This window comes from Paenibacillus sp. FSL R5-0912 (assembly GCF_000758605.1).
In the GTDB taxonomy this organism is placed as follows: domain Bacteria; phylum Bacillota; class Bacilli; order Paenibacillales; family Paenibacillaceae; genus Paenibacillus_AQ.
This window is the reverse complement of record NZ_CP009282.1, coordinates 4,129,852-4,150,990: the sequence shown is the minus strand read 5'-3', so window position 1 is coordinate 4,150,990 and position 21,139 is coordinate 4,129,852. Positions and strand designations below refer to the sequence as shown.

The following is a 21,139-nucleotide window of genomic DNA, read 5'->3' as shown; positions in this document are numbered from 1 at the left end:
TGCACGCATGGACGCTTTAAACGGTGTGAAGTTCAGTACAGTAATTAAAAACAGCAATTATATCGTCAGAGATCATCGGGTTCACGGTGTACGGATCATGCCGGGTGTGACGCTGCTTGACATGATCTACCGGTTCCTGCAGACCAAGGGCATCAACCTGCGGGATATCGAGCTGCGTAAGGTTCTGTTCAGCGAGCCGGTCTCCACCAGCGGACAATACGATAAAAAAATCCAAATCTCGTTCACCAAGAAAGCGGACGGATACGAGGTCGTGGCGCAGAGCCGGAAGGTTAAGGAGCACGAGCTCCTGGAAAGTACCTGGGATGAAAACCTGCGCTGTGAGCTGCATTTGTCCCCTGCGCGCACCGGCGAGCGGAAATCAATCGACATTCAGCAGATTAAAAGTCTGAGTCATCGCATAGAAGATATGGACCATGCCTACAGCTATGTGCGGAGAATTGATATCCGCCATCTGGAATTTATGAAGGGCCTGGGGAAGCTGTATTACGGCAATCAGCGTATCCTGGCTGAGATTACCCTGGGCGAGCTGGCGAGGGAATATATGGACCATTTCTACATGCACCCTTGTTATCTGGATGCGGCAACGCTGGTTCAGGGATTCGTCGTACTGCAGGAGCTGGATTTCTCCAGGGAGATTCAGGCTTCCATTCCGATGTTCATCGAATCCTTCCGTTCCTATGAACCGATGAAGGAGCGGATCTATGTCTATATCAAGGATGAGGGTTATCCGGATGGAGACATCAAGGACCTGATGTATTTCGATATCGAGGTGTATAACGGGCAAGGACAGGAGATTGCCAGCTTCAGACGCTGGGGTCTGAAGAAGATCCGCTCCAGGGAACTGATCAGCGGGCCTCAGAAGGTTCAATCTCCAGCTGCTTCCCCACTGGCTTCGTCCGCACCTGCTAAGCTGGAGCCGGTCCAAGTCAAAGTCCAAGCTCCGCTGGCCCGTAAAGGAGATCCGGCGGAAGAAGGTATGCGCAAGGCTGCCGTCACCGCTTCTTTGAAGCGGCTGGTAAGCAGTCTGTCCGGAAGGGATGAAGCTGAGCTGCGGACCGATGAGGGCTTTTACAATCAAGGGCTGAACTCACAGCATTTGCTGGACATCGTCAAGCGGCTGGAAGAGAAGCTGGGAAGCCCTCTCTACCCAACGCTGCTGTTTGAATACGCCACGCTGGAGGAGTTAAGCCAGTATATTCTCCGGGAGCATAGCGAGTCATTTTTTAACTGCGATACAGCGGCTGGCGATGTGCATCAATCGGCCAAGCCGGAACCGTCCGCTGCGGCCATTCACGCCTATACGTCTGCTTGGATCAACAGCCCGCTAACAGAGCATAGCGAGTCTGGATACCCTGTGCAGCAGGAGCAGGTACTGGTCTTATGCGGGCAGCAGGATGAACTGCTGTCTCTGGCTGGAATGGAGGCAGGCAATCGCTACACCTACGTGCTTCCGGGAGAGCAATTTGCCGCAGCAGAAGCCGGCATTTACCGCATGAACTTTAACCGCGAGGATGATTACAAGCAATTGGCAGATGAATTACAGCTAGCGGACCGCATTCCCACAGTTCTGGTCAACAGCCTGAATTGCGGCGGGCGGAAGCAGGGCGGTCTGCCGGAGTCCGAGCAGCAGGTGATTCCCATGTTCTATATCCTGCGGGAGCTGCTGAGAAGCAGAATTAAATCGGCAGTAAAGGTGCTGTATTTCTTCGATCAAGAGGGGGCTGCCGCTCATCCGGGCGATGCAGCGATGGAGGGATTCCTGCACTGCATCCAATCCGAAACGGATAAGGTGGCTTATAAATGTATCGGCCTGGATGCGGAGAACCGCAGGCAGCTCGGGACTATTTTCCAAGATGAACTCTACAGGGGCTGGGATAGCGGACGCCGTGTGGTGTATGAGCAGGACATACGGAGAATACAGACCTACCGTAAGGCAGGACACGTAGCTGGCGGAGGTAAAACGGCCATTCGCGGCAATCAGGTCTACTTGATTACAGGGGGAGCCGGAGGCATTGGGCAGAAGCTGGCAGCCCATGTTCTGCAGCAAGGCGGGACAGCCATTCTCTGCGGCAGAGCTGCCAATCTGCCGGAAGAAGCTGCAGCCGGGTTAGGCGCGCATCAGCGTCTGGATTATGTGGCTTGTGATGTAACGGACCGGACATCGGTCGAGCGCCTGCATGCTTTTGTGAAGGAGAAATATGGGGAACTGGACGGAATCTTTCACTGTGCGGGACTTACACGCGATTCGTTACTCGTGCATAAGGACAGTGATGAGCTGCGTCAGGTGCTGCGGGTGAAGGCGGAGGGGACGGCCAATCTCGATGAAGTGTTCAAGGGGGAGCCGCTCACGTTTTTTGCCGCATTTTCCTCCGTGGCGGGAATTCTGGGCAATCCAAGTCAAAGTGATTATGCGTATGCCAATTTATATATGGACGCCTATATACAGCAAAGAGAACTCTGGAGAGCGCAGGGGCTGAGAAGCGGCAAATCCCTGTCCGTCAAGTGGCCTCTCTGGCGCGAGGGCGGTATGAAAGGAGACGAACATACAGAGCTTGCGCTAAAACACAGATTTGGCATCTCGCTCCTGGAGACTTCCGCAGGGATAGAGGCGCTGGAATGGGCGCTGCAGCGGGAAGAAACCCTATTGCTCATGGTTCCGGGGGAAGAAAGCAGGATTGATGCTGTCTTGGTCCGGGACGGGGAGTGGAAGGAGGAGTTACATAAGGAAAAGGCGGCCACGCAGCCTGAGATGGCTCCCAATCCGATTCCCCGTTCTGCCGGAAGTACAGAAGAGGATGACCTCGCGATTATCGGAATCAGCGGGAGATTTCCGGGTGCGGACAATCTGCCGGAGTATTGGGAGCTGCTCAAGGCAGGACGGGACGCCGTATCGGAGATCGATCCGCAGAGGTGGAGTTATGAGGAGCAGCAGCAGATTGCCCGGGAGAGCTGGGGCAAGGAGAGCTCCCGGTGGGGCGGCTTCCTCCGCGATGTGGACAAGTTCGATTCACTGCTGTTCAATGTGGCACCTTATCAAGCCGTGCTGATGGACCCGCATGAGCGGGTGTTTCTGGAGCTGGCCTGGGAAGCATTCGAGGATGGCGGGTATATCCGGTCTGCGCTCAAAGGTCAAAAGATAGGCGTATTCGCTGGAGCCATGTGGATGCAGTACCAGCTCTACAACACCAGCCGGCAGGTCTCCACATCGACCCTCTCGTCGATTGCCAACCGGGTCTCATATTATTTTGGACTGACCGGACCTTCGCTGGGCATTGATACCATGTGTTCCTCCTCGATGACGGCGCTGCACATGGCCTGTCAAAGTGTGAAGAATCAGGATTGTGCCATGGCCCTGGTTGGAGGGGTTAATCTCTCCGTGCACCCGGATAAGTACCTTCTGTTGTCCCAGGGGAATTTCGCTTCCTCAGATGGCCGATGCCGCAGCTTCGGCGAAGGCGGAGATGGTTACGTGCCCGCCGAGGCAGCGGGCGCAATTCTGATCAAGCCGCTGAAGCAGGCAGAGCGGGACCATGACCGGATCTATGCAGTCATCAAAGGCAGCGCCATTAATCATGGCGGGGAGGCCAGCGGGTTCACGGTTCCCAATCAGCGGGCGCAGGAGGAAGCCGTGTCCGAAGCGATCCGCAGAAGCGGCATCGATGCTGTCACCATCAATTATATCGAAGCGCATGGCACCGGGACCTCGCTGGGCGATCCCATTGAGATCAAGGCACTGATGAATGCTTTTGCTCCCCATAAGGACGAAGCCTTCAGCTGTGCCATCGGTTCAGTCAAGTCCAATATCGGCCATGCCGAAGCGGCTGCAGGCATATCCTCCATCGCCAAGGTGCTTCTGCAGATGCAGCACGGGCAGCTTGTGCCTTCAATTCATTCTGAACGAATTAACCCGCATATCCGGCTTGGCGATTCGGGCTTTTATATTCAGCAGAAGCTGGAGCCGTGGAAGCCGGTCACCCGTACCGCAAACGGGCGGACAACGGTGTACCCGAGACGCGCCGGCATTAGTGCTTTTGGTGCGGGAGGTTCTAACGCCCATGTCATTCTAGAGCAATATACCGGCAGCAGAAGCAGCGGGAATCAGGATCAGCAGAATGTTGATAATGATCCGTATATCTTCATATTATCCGCGCAGACCCCTGAACGGCTGCAGGCCTATGCCCGGCGGATGAAAGCTTTTATGGAACAAAGAACAACAAAGGGCCACGGTAGTCACAAGGACATGATAGCTGCCCTTCAAGAGGTCATTGCTCAAATGCTAGACCTTCCGGTCACCGGGATCGGACAGGATCACTCTCTGGAGGAGCTGGGCCTCGGGCCTGTTGAATTCATCCAGTTGTGCGACAGGCTCCTGGGGAGCTTTGGCATCCAGGCAAACGCTTCTGCCGTAAGCGGTGACTTAACAGTGGAAGAGCTCAGCAGTCAGCTTGTATACGGAGTTGCAGGGTTGGAAGGGCATGAGGCTGCTGAAGTCAGGGCCGGGGCTGTGCAGGAACTGTCGTTGCCGGGGCTCAGCTATACACTTCAGGTAGCCCGGGAACCCATGAAGCACCGGCTGGCTGTCGTGTACCGTACACTCAGTGAACTGCTGGTGACGATCGGGGATTATTTGGAGCAGCGGGCATCCGCTCAACTGTTCACGTCAGAGGCAGGTGTGGCTGCACAAGGGCAGGCAAGCAAGGCGAAAATGCAGAGCCATGTACAAATCCAGGCTAATCCGTATACGCTGCGCGATGCTGAACGCCTGGCCCAGGCATGGGCGGAAGGCGCAGCTATAGACTGGCGGACATTATACGGGAATGACGCACCTGAGCTTCTTTCGCTGCCGCATTATCCGTTTGCCCGTAAAAGCTATTGGATCGAACCGATCAACCCTTCACAACTAATTACAACTATACAAGAGTATGCAGAACCCGCTCCAACTGCCGGATTCGCAGCGCTTGAGGCATTTCCGGCGTATGCGGGAAATGAAGTTATGCTGGAGCATGTGGAGGGCGGCGTCGCTATCATTCGGATTCAGGACGCGATGCATAACAATACGTTTACCCACGAGGTTATACAAGGGCTTACCCATTGCTTCCAGGCCGCACAACAGGATGAGCAGATCAAGGCGATTGTGGTTGCCGGGAATGACCGGATCTTCTCCATGGGCGGAACCCAGGAGCAGCTGCTGGATATTTCCGACTCGAAGCTGAGCTTTACAGATGCGCCGATTTTGTACAGGGGTATGCTGGAGTGCCCTATCCCTGTGATCTCTGCAATGGAAGGCCATGCTTCCGGCGGCGGCCTGCTGTTCGGACTGTATGCGGATATAGTGGTTATGGCTGAGGAGAGCTTGTATTCCGCTGCTTTTGCCAAATACGGCTTCACTCCGGGGATGGGCGCAACCTTCATTCTGCAGGACAAGCTGGGGAAGAATCTCGCTGTTGAGATGATGTTCACAGCCAAAATGTATTCCGGCGAACAGCTCAAAAGCAGATCAGCCTCCGTCATCTTCCGGGCAAAGGACAAGGTGCTGCAAGAGGCGGTGTCGATTGCCCGGCTGATAGCCGAGAAGCCGAGAACCACGGTCAGTGTGCTGAAGCAGGAGCTGTCCAGCCGGGTGCTGGATTCATTACTGCAATGCGTGGAACGTGAGAATGAAATGCACCGGATTACCTTCACCACCTCAGAGGTCAAAGCAAAGATCCGCCACTTATACCGGGCCGCGGAACCCGTGGGGAATGAGCGGGAAGCTGTAACGGCAGCACCCCTGTCTGCACCTGAAGATAAAGGAAACAAGGCAACCCTGCTGACCGGGGGGATATTGGTGCATGCCGGTTTAACGGATCATACCGGTTCAACAGGTTTTGACAGTTCAACAGATTCTGCTGGCTCCAGTCCTTCCATACACACTGCAGGAGCCGGACGGAACATCAAGGACGAGCTAACCCGGATCATCGCTAACCGGATACAACTGGATGAAACGGAACTGGACGAGGATATGAATTTCAAGGATATGGGTGTGGATTCCATCAGCGGCGTCGAGATTGTACGCGATCTGAATGAGAGCTTCAGCCTGCAGCTCGATACCATCGATATTTATGATTACTACACCCTTAACCTTCTGGCAGCGCATATCGGGCGTAAGCATGGACCCCTGTCCCTGGCTCCAGAAGCGGATGTACCGGGAGTATTGGCAGTCTCAGGAACATCATCGGTTAACCAGGAGGACCGTGATCTGCTGGAGCTGTTGTCCAGGCTGAACGAGGATGAGCTGGATGTGGACGAAGTAGCCCAGTTTTTGGAGGTGTACTATGAGTAACGGCGAGACGATCAAGGACATATTGCAGCAGATCAAGGACCATAAGCTGGAGGCCCGCGAAGGTCTGAGACGCATCCATGAGCTGAAGCAACGGGGAGATGCGGTTTCCGGTGCAGAGCAGACCCTCTCTCCGGAAGCCGTGGAGCAGCAGGTCAAGGATGTGCTGTGCCGGGTAGTGAAGCTCCAGCCGGAGGAGCTGAGCTATGAGCTTTCTTTTAAGGAAATGGGCATTGATTCGATCAGCAGTGTGGAAATTGTCCGGGATCTGAATGAAGCGCTGCATATCCAGCTTGACGGCATCGTGCTCTATGATTATCCGACCATTCCCGAGCTGGCCCGGTATATGGTAGATGAGATTCAGAAGAACAGCGGCGCAATGCCGGAGAAGGGAATAAATCCCAATGCTGTGAATGCGAACCCGCAAGAGCAGATACACGAACCTGTCCAATCCCAACGCTTAAACCACAGATATGAATATATGAACGATCTAATCGACCAATTCTCGACAAACAAACCGGCAGCAGCGCCGGTCAAACCGAAAGCGCCAATGAAGGAGCCAGCCACACGATCCCTGAAGCCACTAACCGGGCGTCAGACCAAGGAGGAACAAGCACCTGCGCCGCAGGCTCCCTTTTCCGCTGGACAACCGGCCTCTGGAGCGCCCAAGCTGACACTGAAAACCGGCGCAGCCCCCATAGCTCCCGCAGCTTCAAGTACAGAGGCTACAGGTAAAATCAAACTGGGCTTTGCCGCCTCCCGCCCTGCGGAAGAACCGGTAAAGATCATGCCGGAAGCTCCACCAGGAGTTTCCGTTGACCAAGCCACAGCCGCTGCGGCAGAAGGCATTGCGATTGTCGGGTTATCAGGCAGGTTTCCCGGTGCCGCTTCGGCAAGAGAGCTGTGGCGTAATCTCCGAGACGGCGTAGCCAGCACGGGAGAAATTCCCGCCAGCCGGTTCGATATTCAGGCATGGTATGACGAAGACCGGAAGGCGGATCAGAAAACCTATTGCACGGTTGCCGGACTGCTTGACCATGTGGATGAATTCGATCCGTTGTTTTTCAATATATCTCCTAAAGAAGCGGAGATTATGGACCCGCAGCAGCGGATTTTTCTGGAGGAGGCCTGGAAGGCGCTGGAGGATGCCGGATATTCCGACCAGGCGGTGCAGGATACCCGCTGCGGCGTATTTGTCGGCTGTGCACCAAGCGATTATACCAAGCATCTGGAAGCGAACCGTCTAAGCAATACCGCAGATGCGTTTACCGGGACTTCTTCGTCGATTCTGGCTGCGCGAATCTCGTATTTTCTCAATCTGAAAGGCCCGAGCATTTCAATAGATACCGCCTGTTCCTCGTCGCTGGTTGCCGTACACCAGGCATGTGTCAGCCTCTGGAATGAGGAATGCGACATGGCGCTGGCCGGAGGCATCCGGTTGATGATTACCCCGGACAGCATGGTGCAGAGCAGTCAGATGGAGATTCTGTCAGCGCAGGGCGTATGCAGACCCTTCGATCAGGAAGCAGACGGAACCTTGCTGAGCGAGGGCGTAGGGGTCGTGGTGCTGAAGCCGCTGAAGCAGGCGCTGGAGAACAGGGATCATATCTATGGTGTAATCCGCGGCTCAGGTGTGAATCAGGACGGCCGGACCAATGGCATTACCGCACCTAGCGTGAACTCGCAGATTCAATTGGAGAAAAGGGTGTATGAGAAGTTCCGCATCGATCCGGCCGAGATCAACTATGTCGAAGCGCATGGAACGGGCACCGCTTTGGGTGATCCCATCGAAGTAAAGGCCCTGACCGAAGCGTTCCGCGAATTTACACAGGACAGCCAGTATTGCGCGCTTGGGTCCGTCAAAGCCAATATCGGACATGCCACAATGGCCGCCGGTGTCGCCGGAATGATCAAAATCCTGCTGTCCCTGAAAAACAGACAAATCCCGCCGCTGATCCACTATAACCGGCTTAATGAGAAGATCAGGCTGGACGAAAGCCCCTTCTACATCAACACCGAGCTGGTAGATTGGCCGGAGAACAAACGGGGCTCCAGAATGGCTGCAATCAGCGGGTTTGGCTTCAGTGGCACGAACTGCCATATCGTCATCGAAGAATACCGCAGGGGAAGCTAGGAGCTGTAAGAGCGGCCGAAATTCATACATTCATTAGGAAGAGAAGTGGAGGCTAAACAGATGAGCAATAATGGCATACATAGCGGCGAACGCCCTTTTTATCTGTTTCTCTTTTCAGCCAAGACCCGGGAGGGCCTGATTCGGAGACTTGCGGATCTACAAGAGTGGATCAAGGAAGAGGCGGATGCCAGCACGGATGTCGGAAATATCGCCTACACGTTATCCGTCGGCAGAAGCCACTTTCCCGAGCGGGCGGCCGTGATTGCCGGCGATCTGCAGGAGCTGGAAACGGAGCTGCTGCGCACCCATGAGGCGCTTGCTGCGGATACGGGCAGCGCCTCCCGTGTGCTGCGGCGAAACCAGAACGGGCGTGAGGATCAGCGCAGGCTGGACGGGATAGTGGGGAAAAGAATAGCTGACGGGACAAGTGGGGCTCCAGTCTCCCGGCAAGCGCTGGATGAGGCCGCAGGACTGTATATGGAAGGCTGCATTTGCAGCTGGAACGTCTTGTACAGCGATCGCCAATATAACAAAACACCGCTGCCTACTTATCCGTTTCAGAAACACCAGTATTGGCTGGAGCTGAACACCGCAGCGCCTTTAGCTGCAACAGGAGGCGCTGCGGTACAAGCGATAAGCCCGGTATTGGATAGCAACCAGTCTACGGTGCATGAACAGTGTTTTGCGAAAAAGCTGACGGGCACAGAGTTCTACCTGAACGATCATATCGTATCCGGACATAAGCTGCATCCTGGTGTGGTCCAGCTGGAGATGGCTTTGTCCGCTGCGGCTGCTTCACTGCCGGGTACAACGGTCCGCAGGATAACCGGTGTTGTCTGGGCTTACCCGATTCAACTGGAGGACGGCGAAGCCGCTAAGACTGTGCAGGTGCGCCTATATCCGGGAGAAGCGGAAGCTGAACTAGATTACGAGATTACAAGCCTGTCCGAAGGAAATACGGTCGTTCATAGCCAGGGCAGTATCAGTTATACAGCGGAAGAACCGTCTGGTAATCTGCTGGACACCCTGGATATTACCGCGTTAAGCCAAGGGAAGACGCGCATCAGCGGAACCCAAATCTATGACAAGTTCAGAAAACATCAGCTGCTGCTCGGCCCGTCCTTTCAGTCGATAACCGAAATGTTTGCGGGGGAGACAGAAGCGTTAGCTTTCATCGAACTGCCTGCACATTTACGCGAAGGCTTCAAGGAATTTACACTGCATCCCACCGTGGTTGACGGAGTACTGGAAGCAGTCATCGGTCTGGTCAGCTCTCAGGAAGAACTGGAGGGTGCGGTGGCTCTGCCGTATTCTTTTGACAAGCTGGAAATCTTCGGGACCCTGCCGGCGAGCTGTGTATCCTATGTGAAAAAGCGGGAGTCCGCCAATACCGGCGGTGACCAGGAGTTCGACGTCGTGCTGGCCGACGGGCAGGGCCGGGTCCTGCTGAAGTTCACCCGCTTTGTACTGAAGGTCTTCCATCAGGGAAGACAGCAGAGTACAGAGGAGATGAGCTTTGCCTATGAGTGGAAGGAGAACGGTACGTCCCTTCCGCAGCAGCATACTATTCAAGGCGATGTACTCGTATTTACCGGGCAGCCGGAGCTATACAAGGAATTTGCCAAGGCCAAAAGCCGGGCTGATCAGGGCCAGTTAACTATAGTGGGAGCCGGTGCAGAGTACCATCAGGACCGAGAAACGCATTACCGGATTAACCCGGAGCGGCCGGCCGATTATGCCCGCTTAATTCGTGAATTGAAGAGCAGAGGCTGTACGCTGGAGACCATCGTGTATGAACAACCTGAGGTTACTGCTGCTTCAACCGGGGCCGCTGCCGCGGGGGCATATCTGCACCAGCTGTATCTGGCGCAGGCGCTGATGGCTGGCCAGGAAAACCGGCATACCCGGGTGATCCAGTTATGCAAGGGCGGGGAGAAAGAGGCTGTACTACCGGAGCTTGGAGCACTGAGAGGCTTCAACAAAACGCTCAAGCTGGAACATTCCAAGCTGCATTTCAGCACGCTGTTCACCGGACAGGCCAGCACGGAGGAGCTGTACCGGATGGTTGCCGCCGAGGTTCGCTCGGCTGACGATGAAGTGCTGTACCAGCAGGGCAGAAGATATGTTCATGCACTCAAGGAGATCGCTCTTCCCGAGAAGGAAGCCGCGCGTGATATCCTCCGGCCACAGGGCGTTTACCTCATAACAGGCGGACTGGGCAAGCTGGGGCTGATTGTGGCGGAGCATCTTGCCGGGCAGGTTCAGGCCAAGCTTGTGCTGATTGGCAGATCCGTACTTCAGCCGGAGCAGGAACAGCAAATCATCCGTTTACAGAAGCTCGGTGCAGAAGTGCTGTACGTGCAGGCGGATATTTCGCAGGAACAGGCAGTAGCAGCGGCTGTTGCCGAAGCAAGGAGCCGGTTCGGCAGTCTGCATGGCATCATTCATGCGGCGGGAGTCACCCGCGATGCACTTATCCAGGTGAAGGACGCGGAGCAGGCCGGCGAAGTGCTTGGGGCCAAAGTCCAGGGGCTGATCTATCTCGACCAGGCAACGCAGGAGGATAAGCTGGATTTCATAGCGGCATTCTCCTCAATAGCTGCGGTCACAGGAAATACCGGGCAGAGCGATTACGCGTATGCCAATGCTTTTATGGACGAATATATGCTATCCCGACATGCATTGGTACGATCGGGTCACAGATACGGAAAGTCCATCTCCATCAACTGGCCGCTCTGGAAAGAAGGGGGGATGCAGGTAGAGGAACAGACGCTCTTGTTCTTCCGGAATACCGTGGGTCTGAAACCGCTGGATACTGCGGCGGGACTAGGCTATTTCGAGGCAATCCTGAACGGGAATGTACCACACATATTGCCGCTTCAGGCAAACCGCAAGAAAATCAGCGGCATTCTTGGCCTTGAATCAGCGGCTTCCGGTGCAGCTATAACCGGAGAAGGAGCCGGTCACCGGGCGAATCTGGCGGCCGAATTACTGGAGCAGACTCAGCAAGCCATCACCGGAGTCATCAGTCGCTTGATGAAGCTGGATGAAGCTGTGATCCATCCCGATCAGGATTTGGGCGAATACGGTATGAGTTCCATTACGTTCACTGATGCCGCAAATGCGGTCAATGATGCGTTTCAGGTGCGGATGACACCGGCGGTCTTTTTTGAATATCCGACGGTCCGTGCATTATCTGCCCATCTGGCGGAGAGCTATGCGGACGAATTAGTTGGATATTTCAGCCAAGGAGCCGTGCAGGCAGCTGCAGCTACTGTTGATTATGGGCCGGTTAAGGCGGGGACCTCCGGTACGAAGACCAGACAAGGGTGGAAGCTGCCTCAGCCGGAGTCAGCCGGAGCCGTCAAACGCGAGCCGGTTGCCATTGTCGGGATCAGTGGAGCTATGCCTGAGTCGAGGGATCTGGAGACATTCTGGGACCAGCTGCGGCAGCAGAAGGATCTGATCTCGGAGATTCCCGGCGACCGCTGGGATATTCAGGAACTGAACCGGCTGAAGGGCCGCGGCCCGGACAAGCCGATCTCCTGCTGGGGCGGCTTCATGAAGGACATCGACAAGTTTGACCCGGGCTTCTTCGGCATTAACCCGCGTGAAGCCGATCTGATGGACCCGCAGCAGCGGATATTCCTGGAAACCGTGTGGTCCACCCTTGAGGATGCCGGATATAAGGCTTCGGCGCTGTCAGGCAAGAAGGTGGGGCTGTTCGTCGGGGTCTCTACGAATGATTACAGCACTCTTCTGCAGGATAACGACATCGAGATTGAAGCTTATTCTTCCACAGGCAGCTCTCACTGCGTACTCGCCAACCGGATTTCTTACCTGCTCAATTTCCGCGGACCAAGCGAGCCGATTGATACGGCCTGCTCCAGTTCCCTGGTGGCCGTGCACCGGGCGGTGGAGAGTATTCAGAACGGCGACTGCGAACAGGCGATTGCCGGCGGTGTGAACGTGATTGCCGCCCCAACCCTGCACATCTCCTTCAGCCGTGCAGGCATGCTGTCACCGGACGGACGCTGCAAAACCTTCGATCAAAGCGCAAACGGCTATGTGCGCGGAGAAGGTACAGGAGCAGTTCTTCTGAAGCCGTTAAGCCAGGCCGAAGCAGACGGGGATTATATATATGCGGTTATCAAAGGAACGGCGATCAATCATGGCGGCAAGGTCAGCTCGCTGACGGTGCCGAATCCGAAGGCGCAGGCAGAGGTGCTGGTGGAAGCCTATGATAAAGCCGGCATTCCCCCGGATACTATCGGTTATATCGAAGCGCATGGCACCGGTACCAGCCTGGGTGACCCGGTGGAGATCAATGCGCTGAAAAGCGCTTTTAAAGAGCTGTATCACAGACACGGAATCCCGGTGAGCCGGGAGCAGTATTGCGGACTGGGCGCGGTCAAGACCAATATCGGCCATTTGGAAGCCGCCGCAGGCATTGCCGGAATCCTGAAGGTTGTGCTGGCGATGAAGCATAAGACTTTGCCGGGGAACGTTCACTTTAACCAGCTGAATCCTTATATCGAGCTAGAGCATTCGCCTTTTTATATCGTGGAGAAGACGCAGGAATGGACAACGCTTGAAGATGCGCCAAGACGGGCGGGGGTCAGCTCCTTCGGCTTCGGCGGGGTGAACGCCCATGTGGTACTGGAGGATTATACGCCTGCAGCCGCCATGGATTCTTCCGGTTCTGGCTCCGGTTCCGGGCAATCCGGGGAGTCGGGGCAGGGTAACGTGATCATTCTGTCCGCAAAGACCAAGCCCCAGCTTCAGCAAAAGGTGCAGCAGCTTCTAAGCTACCTGACGCTTCATGGTGATAAGGAAGAGCTTACGCTGCATAACATCGCCTTCACGCTGCAGACAGGAAGAGAAGAAATGGCGGAGCGGATGGCTTTTGCCGCCACCGGCAAGGAGGAGCTGGTGAACATTCTGCGCAGCTGCCTCGCCGGGCCGGAACAAGCCTATGCAGTGTGCTACGGTCAGGTGTCCGCACAGCCTGCGGCTGCACCACCGCTGTCCGCCAAAGCCGTAGACCGCTTATCGGCGCAGCCGGTTACAGCCCTGGAGCTTTCGGAGCTGCCGAAACAATGGACCTCCGGAGAGGCGGTGGACTGGAGCAGCCTGTATGTAAACCGGAAGGGCAGACGCATTCCGCTGCCGGTGTATCCTTTTGCCAGAGAAATCTGCTGGGTCCGTAAAAATACACGCCGTATCGCTCCCAAGCTGTCTTCCGCAGAAGCGGCTGCCGCCGTACTCCATCCGATGGTTGACAGCAATGTCTCCACTATGGAAGAGGAGAAATTCCGAACAGTGCTGCGGCTGGACCAGTTTTTTGTGAAGGATCACGTGGTTGGCGGGAAGGTTCTGCTGCCTGGTGTAGCCTATCTGGAGATGGTACGAGCTGCTGCCGCTTTGGCGGGAATCACCCCGGTAACGGGGCTGAAGGATGTCCGGTGGATTAAGGCCGCGGAGCTGGAGGTAGACCGGAAGGAAATTTACACCTCTTTCCGGCTTGTTGAATCAGGAGAGCTGGAGTACCGGGTGTTCAGTGAAGCCGGGGATCAGCGCGTTCTGCACTCCTCGGGGATTATTTTGCAGGAGACACCGGCTTCCGCCCAAACGCTGGAGATTGCGATGATCAAGGAGAGAAGTACATCCACCTTCGATCATGCACAGTGTTATGACCATATCTTCAAGGGCGTCGGCTTCGATTATGGCCCCTCCTTCCGGGTGACGAAGACTGCTTATGGCTCTATACAGGAGGGCTTGTCCGAAATTTCTCTGCCGGAGCATCTAGAAGCGGATTACGCGGACTATGTGCTGCATCCGTCGATCATTGACGGTGCGGTGCGGTCGCTCTCCTGGGCAGGCAACCGCAGCGATGAGGACTTGACACTCCGGGTGCCGTTCGCCCTGGACCGTATGGAGCTGGTCGGTGAGGTTCCCCGGCAGTGCTACGCCTATGCGAAGACCGCAGAGGGGGCAACCGGCACGGATGATGAGGGAACGCGGAAGTATGATATCCGGATTACAGATATTGAAGGCCGGGAGGTTGTGCGGCTGTTTGGATTCTCGATTAAGCAGTACGCCACAGCCAAAGGAGCCGCACCCGGGCAAGCTGCCGGTTTATCGCTGTATGCTCCGGAATGGGTAGAAGCTGGTCTGCCGCAGGAATCCGCTGCGTTGTCCTCAATTGTGGTGTTCGGCTCAGCGGCTTTGGCCGGTTCTATCCGGGGCCAGGCTACGCAGCAAGGCTTGGCGCCAGACCGCTGTATTCAGGTTCAGACCGGGGCCGGATATGCCCGGCTGAGCAGCACAGAGTATGTGATCAACCCGGGACAGGCAGCGGATTACCTCCGGTTACTGGAAGCTTTGAACACTCAGGGCGTGGAGCTACAGCATATTGTGCATGGCTGGAATGTGAATGCCGATGCCGGTGCAGGGGTTGGGGCTGCGCTGGAAGATACGGGAAGTCTGCAAGAAGGGCTGGCGGAATTTCTGGAGGTGCAAATGGATCAAGGGCTGTATTCCCTGCTGCATCTCTTGCAGGCGGTGTCAGCATCGAAGCCGAAGTCCAGAATCAGATGCTTATATGCCTATGACAGTGCAGAACATGTGCTGACGCCGCTGAATGAAATGGCTGCCGGATTAGCCCATTCGATCTCTGCCGATCATCCGTTGTTCCAACTGAGTCTTGTTCAGCTAAATGCAGCGGCACCAGCAGAAGCTGCAGAGCGGTTGGTTCAAGAATTACTGCCGCCGCAGCTTGCCAGCGGGACAGAGATCAGATACGACGGCGGAGCACGTTATCTGCGGAAGCTCCTTCCGCAGCCCATGCTTCACCAGGCCGGGGAATCCAGGTTCATCAGAGGCGGTGTCTATATTATTACCGGCGGCACCGGAGCACTCGGCATGCTGGTGGCGGCTGAACTGGCCGCTACGGTTCAAGCCAGGCTGGTGCTGGCCGGAAGGCAGCAGGTGGATGTGGAAATTCAGGCGAAGCTGGAGCATTTGGCGGGTCTTGGCGCAGAAGCGGTCTACCTTCAGGCCGATATTGCCGACATGGGCGGTACAGTCCGGTTAATCGGACAAGCCAAAGCTCGCTTCGGCGGGATTAACGGCATCCTTCATTGTGCCGGAATCGGCGAGACGGTGAAGGCAGCGGAGAGCAGCAAAGCAGGCTTTGCCCGCATTCTCGGCCCCAAAGTCAACGGGACCCTGAATCTGGATCTGGCCAGCAAGGAGGAAGCGCTGGATTTGTTCATCCTGTTCTCGTCCACCTCTGCACAGATCGGGGATATGGGAGCGGGCAGCTATGCGGCTGCCAATAGCTTCATGGACCGGTTTGCCGTCTATCGTGACCGTCTTGCCGCACAGCATCAGCGGCAGGGCAAGACCGTATCCATCAACTGGCCGCTCTGGCAGGATGGAAGATATCAGGTTGCCGCAGCCCAGCAGCAGGTGCTGGCCGATTATTATGGCATGCACCTGCTGGACAGCAGAACAGGCCTGGATATTCTGGAGGCTGTGCTAAAAGAGGATGCCGTGCAGGCCTTCGTCGGCTACGGCGATCCGCACAAAATCGCCCGGGTGCTCGGTATAAGCGGAGCTGGTCAAGCTGGTCAGGCGGCGACAGCGGCGCAATCAGCAAGCAGCAGCGTTGACAGCGGGGAACTGCTGGTACGGACGCAGGCTTATCTTGTTAGCCTGCTTGCCAAGACTCTGGGCATCTCCAAGGACCGGATCGGCCAGGCTTCACCGCTGGATGCCTTTGGTCTGGATTCGATCATGATTCTGGAGCTGAATGAGTCGCTCCAGCGCGATTTCAGCGGACTGCCGACCACATTATTTTACGAATATAACACGGTAGAATCGCTTGCCGGTTACTTCACCGGGCATTACGGAGCACAGCTTGCTTCCCTATTGAAGCTTGAGCAGCCGCAGAACCCGGAGGCGGTGAAATTGTCAGTAGATCCGCAGGCTGCGGCAAGTGCAGCAGTGCAAATGCACAGCAGCAATTCTGTCGGCCGCTCTGGTGCCGCAGCGCAGGGCGGACGCTTCCTGCCGAAGGCAGGGGAAGCTGCACCGCCGGTAAGAAACGCGGTGAACAACGGCGGTATGGATATCGCGGTCATCGGCATGGACGGCAGATTCCCGATGGCGGGCAATATTTCCGAGCTGTGGGATAACTTGAGGGAAGGCCGGGACTGCATAACCGAAATTCCCGCTGACCGCTGGGATTACATGCGTGACTACGATGCGGAGAAGGGCAAGAAGGGCAAAATTTATACCAAATACGGCGGTTTTATCGACGATGTGGACAAATTCGATCCGTTATTCTTCCAGATGACACCGCGGGATGCCCAGTTGACGGACCCGCAGGAACGGTTGTTTCTGGAATGCGCCTACCACACCGTTGAGGATGCCGGATACACCCGTGAGAAGCTCGCCCGCTCCAAGGTCGGTGTTTTTGTCGGCGTCATGTATGGCCATTATCAGCTTATCGGGACGGAAGGCTACGCCTCAGGCAATCTGGTAGCGCCTAACTCGTCCTTCGCGTCCATCGCCAACAGGGTGTCGTACTTGTTCAACTTCCAGGGGCCGAGCATGGCGGTTGATACCATGTGCTCCTCCTCGCTGACCGCGATTCATCTGGCCTGCGAGAGTATCCGCAGCGGTGAGAGCGAGGCTGCGCTTGCCGGAGGCGTCAATGTGACGATCCACCGCAACAAATACGTGTTCCTGTGCAGCCAGCGCTTCGCCTCCAGTGAAGGCAAATGCCGGGCCTTCGGCGAAGGCGGAGACGGTTATGTGGCCAGTGAAGGTGTGGGCGCAGTTCTGCTCAAGCCGCTCAGCAAGGCCATAGAAGACGGAGATCATATCTACGGAGTCATTAAGGGTACGGCAGTGAATTCCGGCGGTAAAACCAGCGGCTACACCGTGCCGAATCCGGGTGCCCAGGCTGCGGCTATTGCCGAGGCCCTCCGCAAGTCGGGCGTACATCCCAGAACAATCACCAGTCTCGAAGCGCATGGTACCGGGACCTCACTGGGCGACCCGATTGAAATTGCCGGACTGTCCAAGGCGTTCGGCCAGTACACGGACGAGAAGCAGTTCTGCTCGATCAGCTCGGTCAAATCGAATATCGGACATCTAGAATCTGCTGCAGGGATTGCCTCAGTAGCCAAGGTCATGCTGCAGATGAAGCACCGGATGCTGGCACCGTCGATTCATACGGAGGAACTGAACAGCGGTATCCATTTCGAGGATACACCGTTCTATGTGCAGCGCAGCCTGGACCGCTGGGAGCAAGCTCCGGGCAGCGGAGAGTTGCGCAGAGCCGGCATCAGCTCCTTCGGGGCAGGCGGAGCCAACGTGCACCTGATTGCCGAAGAATACGTACCGGCGCAGGCCGCTGCAGAAATTACCGGAAGCAAGCTGATCGTATTGTCCGCCAAGAACCGGGAACGACTCATGGAGAAGATTCATGAGCTGCACAGTTTCCTGGAAGCACCGCTTACGGGAGAATACACACTGGCAAATATCGCCTACACGCTGAGCACGGGCCGGGAGGAAATGGAGGAACGGCTGGCTTTTGCCGCCTCGACACTGGATGAACTGAAGTCAGCCCTGCAAGCTATTGCGGACGGTGTTGTCCACGAAGGGGTACACCAAGGCAATTCAGCTGCGGCGCTAACGAACGGAGCCGCCATTCTCGGGAATGACCCCGAGGACATTGCTTATATCGCCGCGCTGGCCCGCAAGAATCAGCTGGAACGAATTGCGAAGCTATGGGTCCTCGGCACGCCGATTGACTGGAGTCTGCTCTTTGCAGGCTATAAGCCGCAGAAGGTTTCCCTGCCGCTGTATCCTTTTGCCAGAGAACGATATTGGCTGGAGAACACGGGCAGCATCAGCACAGGAATAGCTGTAACTGCAGCGAACGGACAAGCGGAGAACGGTCTAATGCCTGAAGGGCTGCTCTCTCTGCACCCGCTGCACCCGCTGGTGGATGTCAATATCTCCACACTGCGCGAGCAGCGGTTCCGCAAGCGGCTCTCTGTCGAGCAGTTCTACCTGCGGGATCATATCGTTGCGGAGCAGATGCTGCTGCCCGGGGTCACTTACATTGAGATGGCCAGAGCTGCAGGTGAAATTGCAGCCGAAGCCACAGTCAGCGCGGTCCGGGACATTGTCTGGCTGAAGCCGGTGGTGATGACAGAGGATTCCATGGACCTGGATATCGTTCTGGAGCCTGAAGGGGAGGCCGTGCATTATGAAATCTTCAGTAATGCCCGGAGCGGCAAGGTTGTGCATTCCAGAGGCGTTCTGGAATTCGCTGAGGTGCCTGCATCCCGGAGAAGCCGGAGCCTGGACCTGGATGGAATCAAGGGCCGCTGCCCGGGCCGCAAGGATAAATACGAATGCTACCAGCATGTATTCAAAGGAATTGGGTTCGATTACGGTCCTTCCTTCCAGGTGACAGAAGAGGTGCTGAGCGGGAAGGAAGAGACGCTGGCCCGCTTGTCCCTGAACGAGGCCTACAGAGCCGCATTGCCTGAATTTGTACTTCACCCCGCGTTATTCGACGGGGCGGTACGCTCGGTGGCCGCAGGCAGGGATGAAGCAGGCAGAGCCACGCACATTCCGTTCTCGATGGGGAACATCGGGATATTCGCACCAATTCCTGCCGACTGCTATGTGTACACCCGGGTGAAGGAGCAGCCGGGAGAGAACAACCAGGGACTGAACATTTTTGATATTGCCATTCTCGACCTGGACGGCCATGAAGTGGTCAGAATCGAGGATTTCATCGTCCGGCCGTTTGCCGGTAAGCCGGAAGGCCGTCGCCCGGAGGAGGAGATATTCTACTATACTCCGGTCTATGAGAATGAAGCGCTTGTCCCGGTAATGGGTGCAGAGCGGCGGAATGTTCTGATCTTTGGCGAACCGGCAGGCGGCGGGGGCAACGGTGATAAGGATGCCGCTCATCCGCCGCTGCACATGATGCCAAGCGGAGCAGACGGCTGCGTCTGGATTACACCGCATACGGAATACCGGGCACGTCAGGGAAATCATATGGCGATTAACCCGCAGAGGGAAGCGGATTATGTGAGACTGCTGCAGGAGCTGCGGGAGAGCGGCTTTGACGCCACCCATGTCCTGCATCAGTGGGCAGGAACGGCAGCGCCGCTGCGGCTGACTGCGCTAAGTGATGACATGATCCAGCCTGTGCTGACAGAGATGCTGGAGAACGGCGTATTTTCCGTCGTCTCACTGTTTAAAGCCTTCGTTCAGGTGTACGGACAGCAGCCCCTGAAGCTGCTGTTCATCTACCGGACAGACCAGGGAGCCTTCTCGGCTCCTCATGAACTGCTTACCAGCTTCGCGAAGTCGATTGTAACGCTGCACCATAAGTTCCAGATTGCCAGCGTATCGGCGGATGACCATACAATCAGCGGTGTGGGCTTCCAGGAAAGACTTTATCAGGAGCTGTTCTCTTCAGAGAACACAGGTCATACGGATATCCGCTATACCGTAGAACAGCGGCAGGTGCGCAAGATTAAGCCGCTGGAGCTTGGCGGCAGGAAGGCAGCCGTGTCAAGCACCGTTGTTTTTAAAGAAAACGGTGTGTATCTGATTCCGGGCGGTACAGGCGTGCTGGGTATGATTTTTGCCAGATATCTTGCCCGCACTTACCAGGCCACCGTTATTTGCACCGGCAGACAGCCGGCAAGTGAGCGGACGGATGTCTTCATGGAGGAGCTGGAGCGGCTTGGAGGAGAGGGCCGTTATCTTCAGGGCGATATCGCAAGCGCCGGGGATGTGAAGAAGATCATGGGCATCATCAAAAGCGGGTTCGGCGTGCTTGACGGTATCATCCACTGTGCAGGCCAAGGCGGATCAGTACCCGTAACGGAAGCGGACCGCGCGGCAGGCCGGGAGATCATGAATTCCAAGGTACAAGGCTTGATCCACCTGGACCTGTTCAGTACGGATTTTGATCTCGGTTTTCTGATCCTCTTTTCCTCCATTTCGGTGGAGCTGGGTGATCTGGGCGTCGGTTATTATGCCATGGCCAACAGCTTCATGGACCGTTATGCACAGCTCAGAAATGAATCAGTGTCACAAGGGAAGCGCAAGGGCCAGACGATTTCGGTCAATTGGCCGCTGTGGAAGGACGGGGGATTTGAAATTCCCGATAGCGAGTCGGCATTCTATTCCAGCTACCTGGGCATGAGCATGATGGATGAAGATACGGGCATCCGGGCTTTTGAAGCCATCTGCCAGGCGGGCTGCGGCAATATCATAGTTGCTGCGGGGAACAAGCCCAAGATTGATCATGCGTTCAAGCTGGAAAAAAACACACCGGTGCAAGAAGTTCCGCTAGAGGACAAGGAGGCCATTGTTGACCTGCTGACCCGGCTGCAGGCCGGAGAGATGAGCGAAGCGGAAGTGGAACAGTGGATGGGGGGCCTACGATGAGTGACGCAAACCTGGAAATGGGCAGAATTCTGGAGCAGATCAAGCGGGGAGAGATAGACCCCGAGCAGGGCTATACGCTGATCCGGCAGCTGAAAAGCCAGCCCGCAGTGCCAGCAGACACCAAGCGGGCAACCGGATCAAATGCAGAGGCACAGGGAGGCCAGGGG

At 56.1% G+C, this 21,139-nt stretch carries 3 protein-coding genes; all 3 read left to right on the top strand.

The window, feature by feature from the left end; genetic code table 11:
- Window positions 1-7: 7 nt before the first annotated feature.
- The 3 genes from R50912_RS17410 to R50912_RS17405 are packed head-to-tail and all read left to right on the top strand — an operon-like array spanning window position 8 to window position 20,972.
- Window positions 8-6,343: an SDR family NAD(P)-dependent oxidoreductase gene (locus tag R50912_RS17410; RefSeq protein WP_042236673.1), complete on the top strand. Its 6,336-nt coding sequence runs from the start codon at window positions 8-10 to the stop codon at window positions 6,341-6,343.
- On the top strand, window positions 6,336-8,474 hold the full coding sequence (locus R50912_RS33355) for a beta-ketoacyl synthase N-terminal-like domain-containing protein (RefSeq protein WP_052416445.1): 2,139 nt from the start codon (window positions 6,336-6,338) through the stop codon (window positions 8,472-8,474). Before R50912_RS17410 ends, R50912_RS33355 begins: the two co-directional genes overlap by 8 nt.
- A gap of 60 nt (window positions 8,475-8,534) precedes the next feature.
- Window positions 8,535-20,972: an SDR family NAD(P)-dependent oxidoreductase gene (locus tag R50912_RS17405; RefSeq protein ID WP_052416443.1), complete on the top strand. Its 12,438-nt coding sequence runs from the start codon at window positions 8,535-8,537 to the stop codon at window positions 20,970-20,972.
- Window positions 20,973-21,139: the final 167 nt, after the last annotated feature.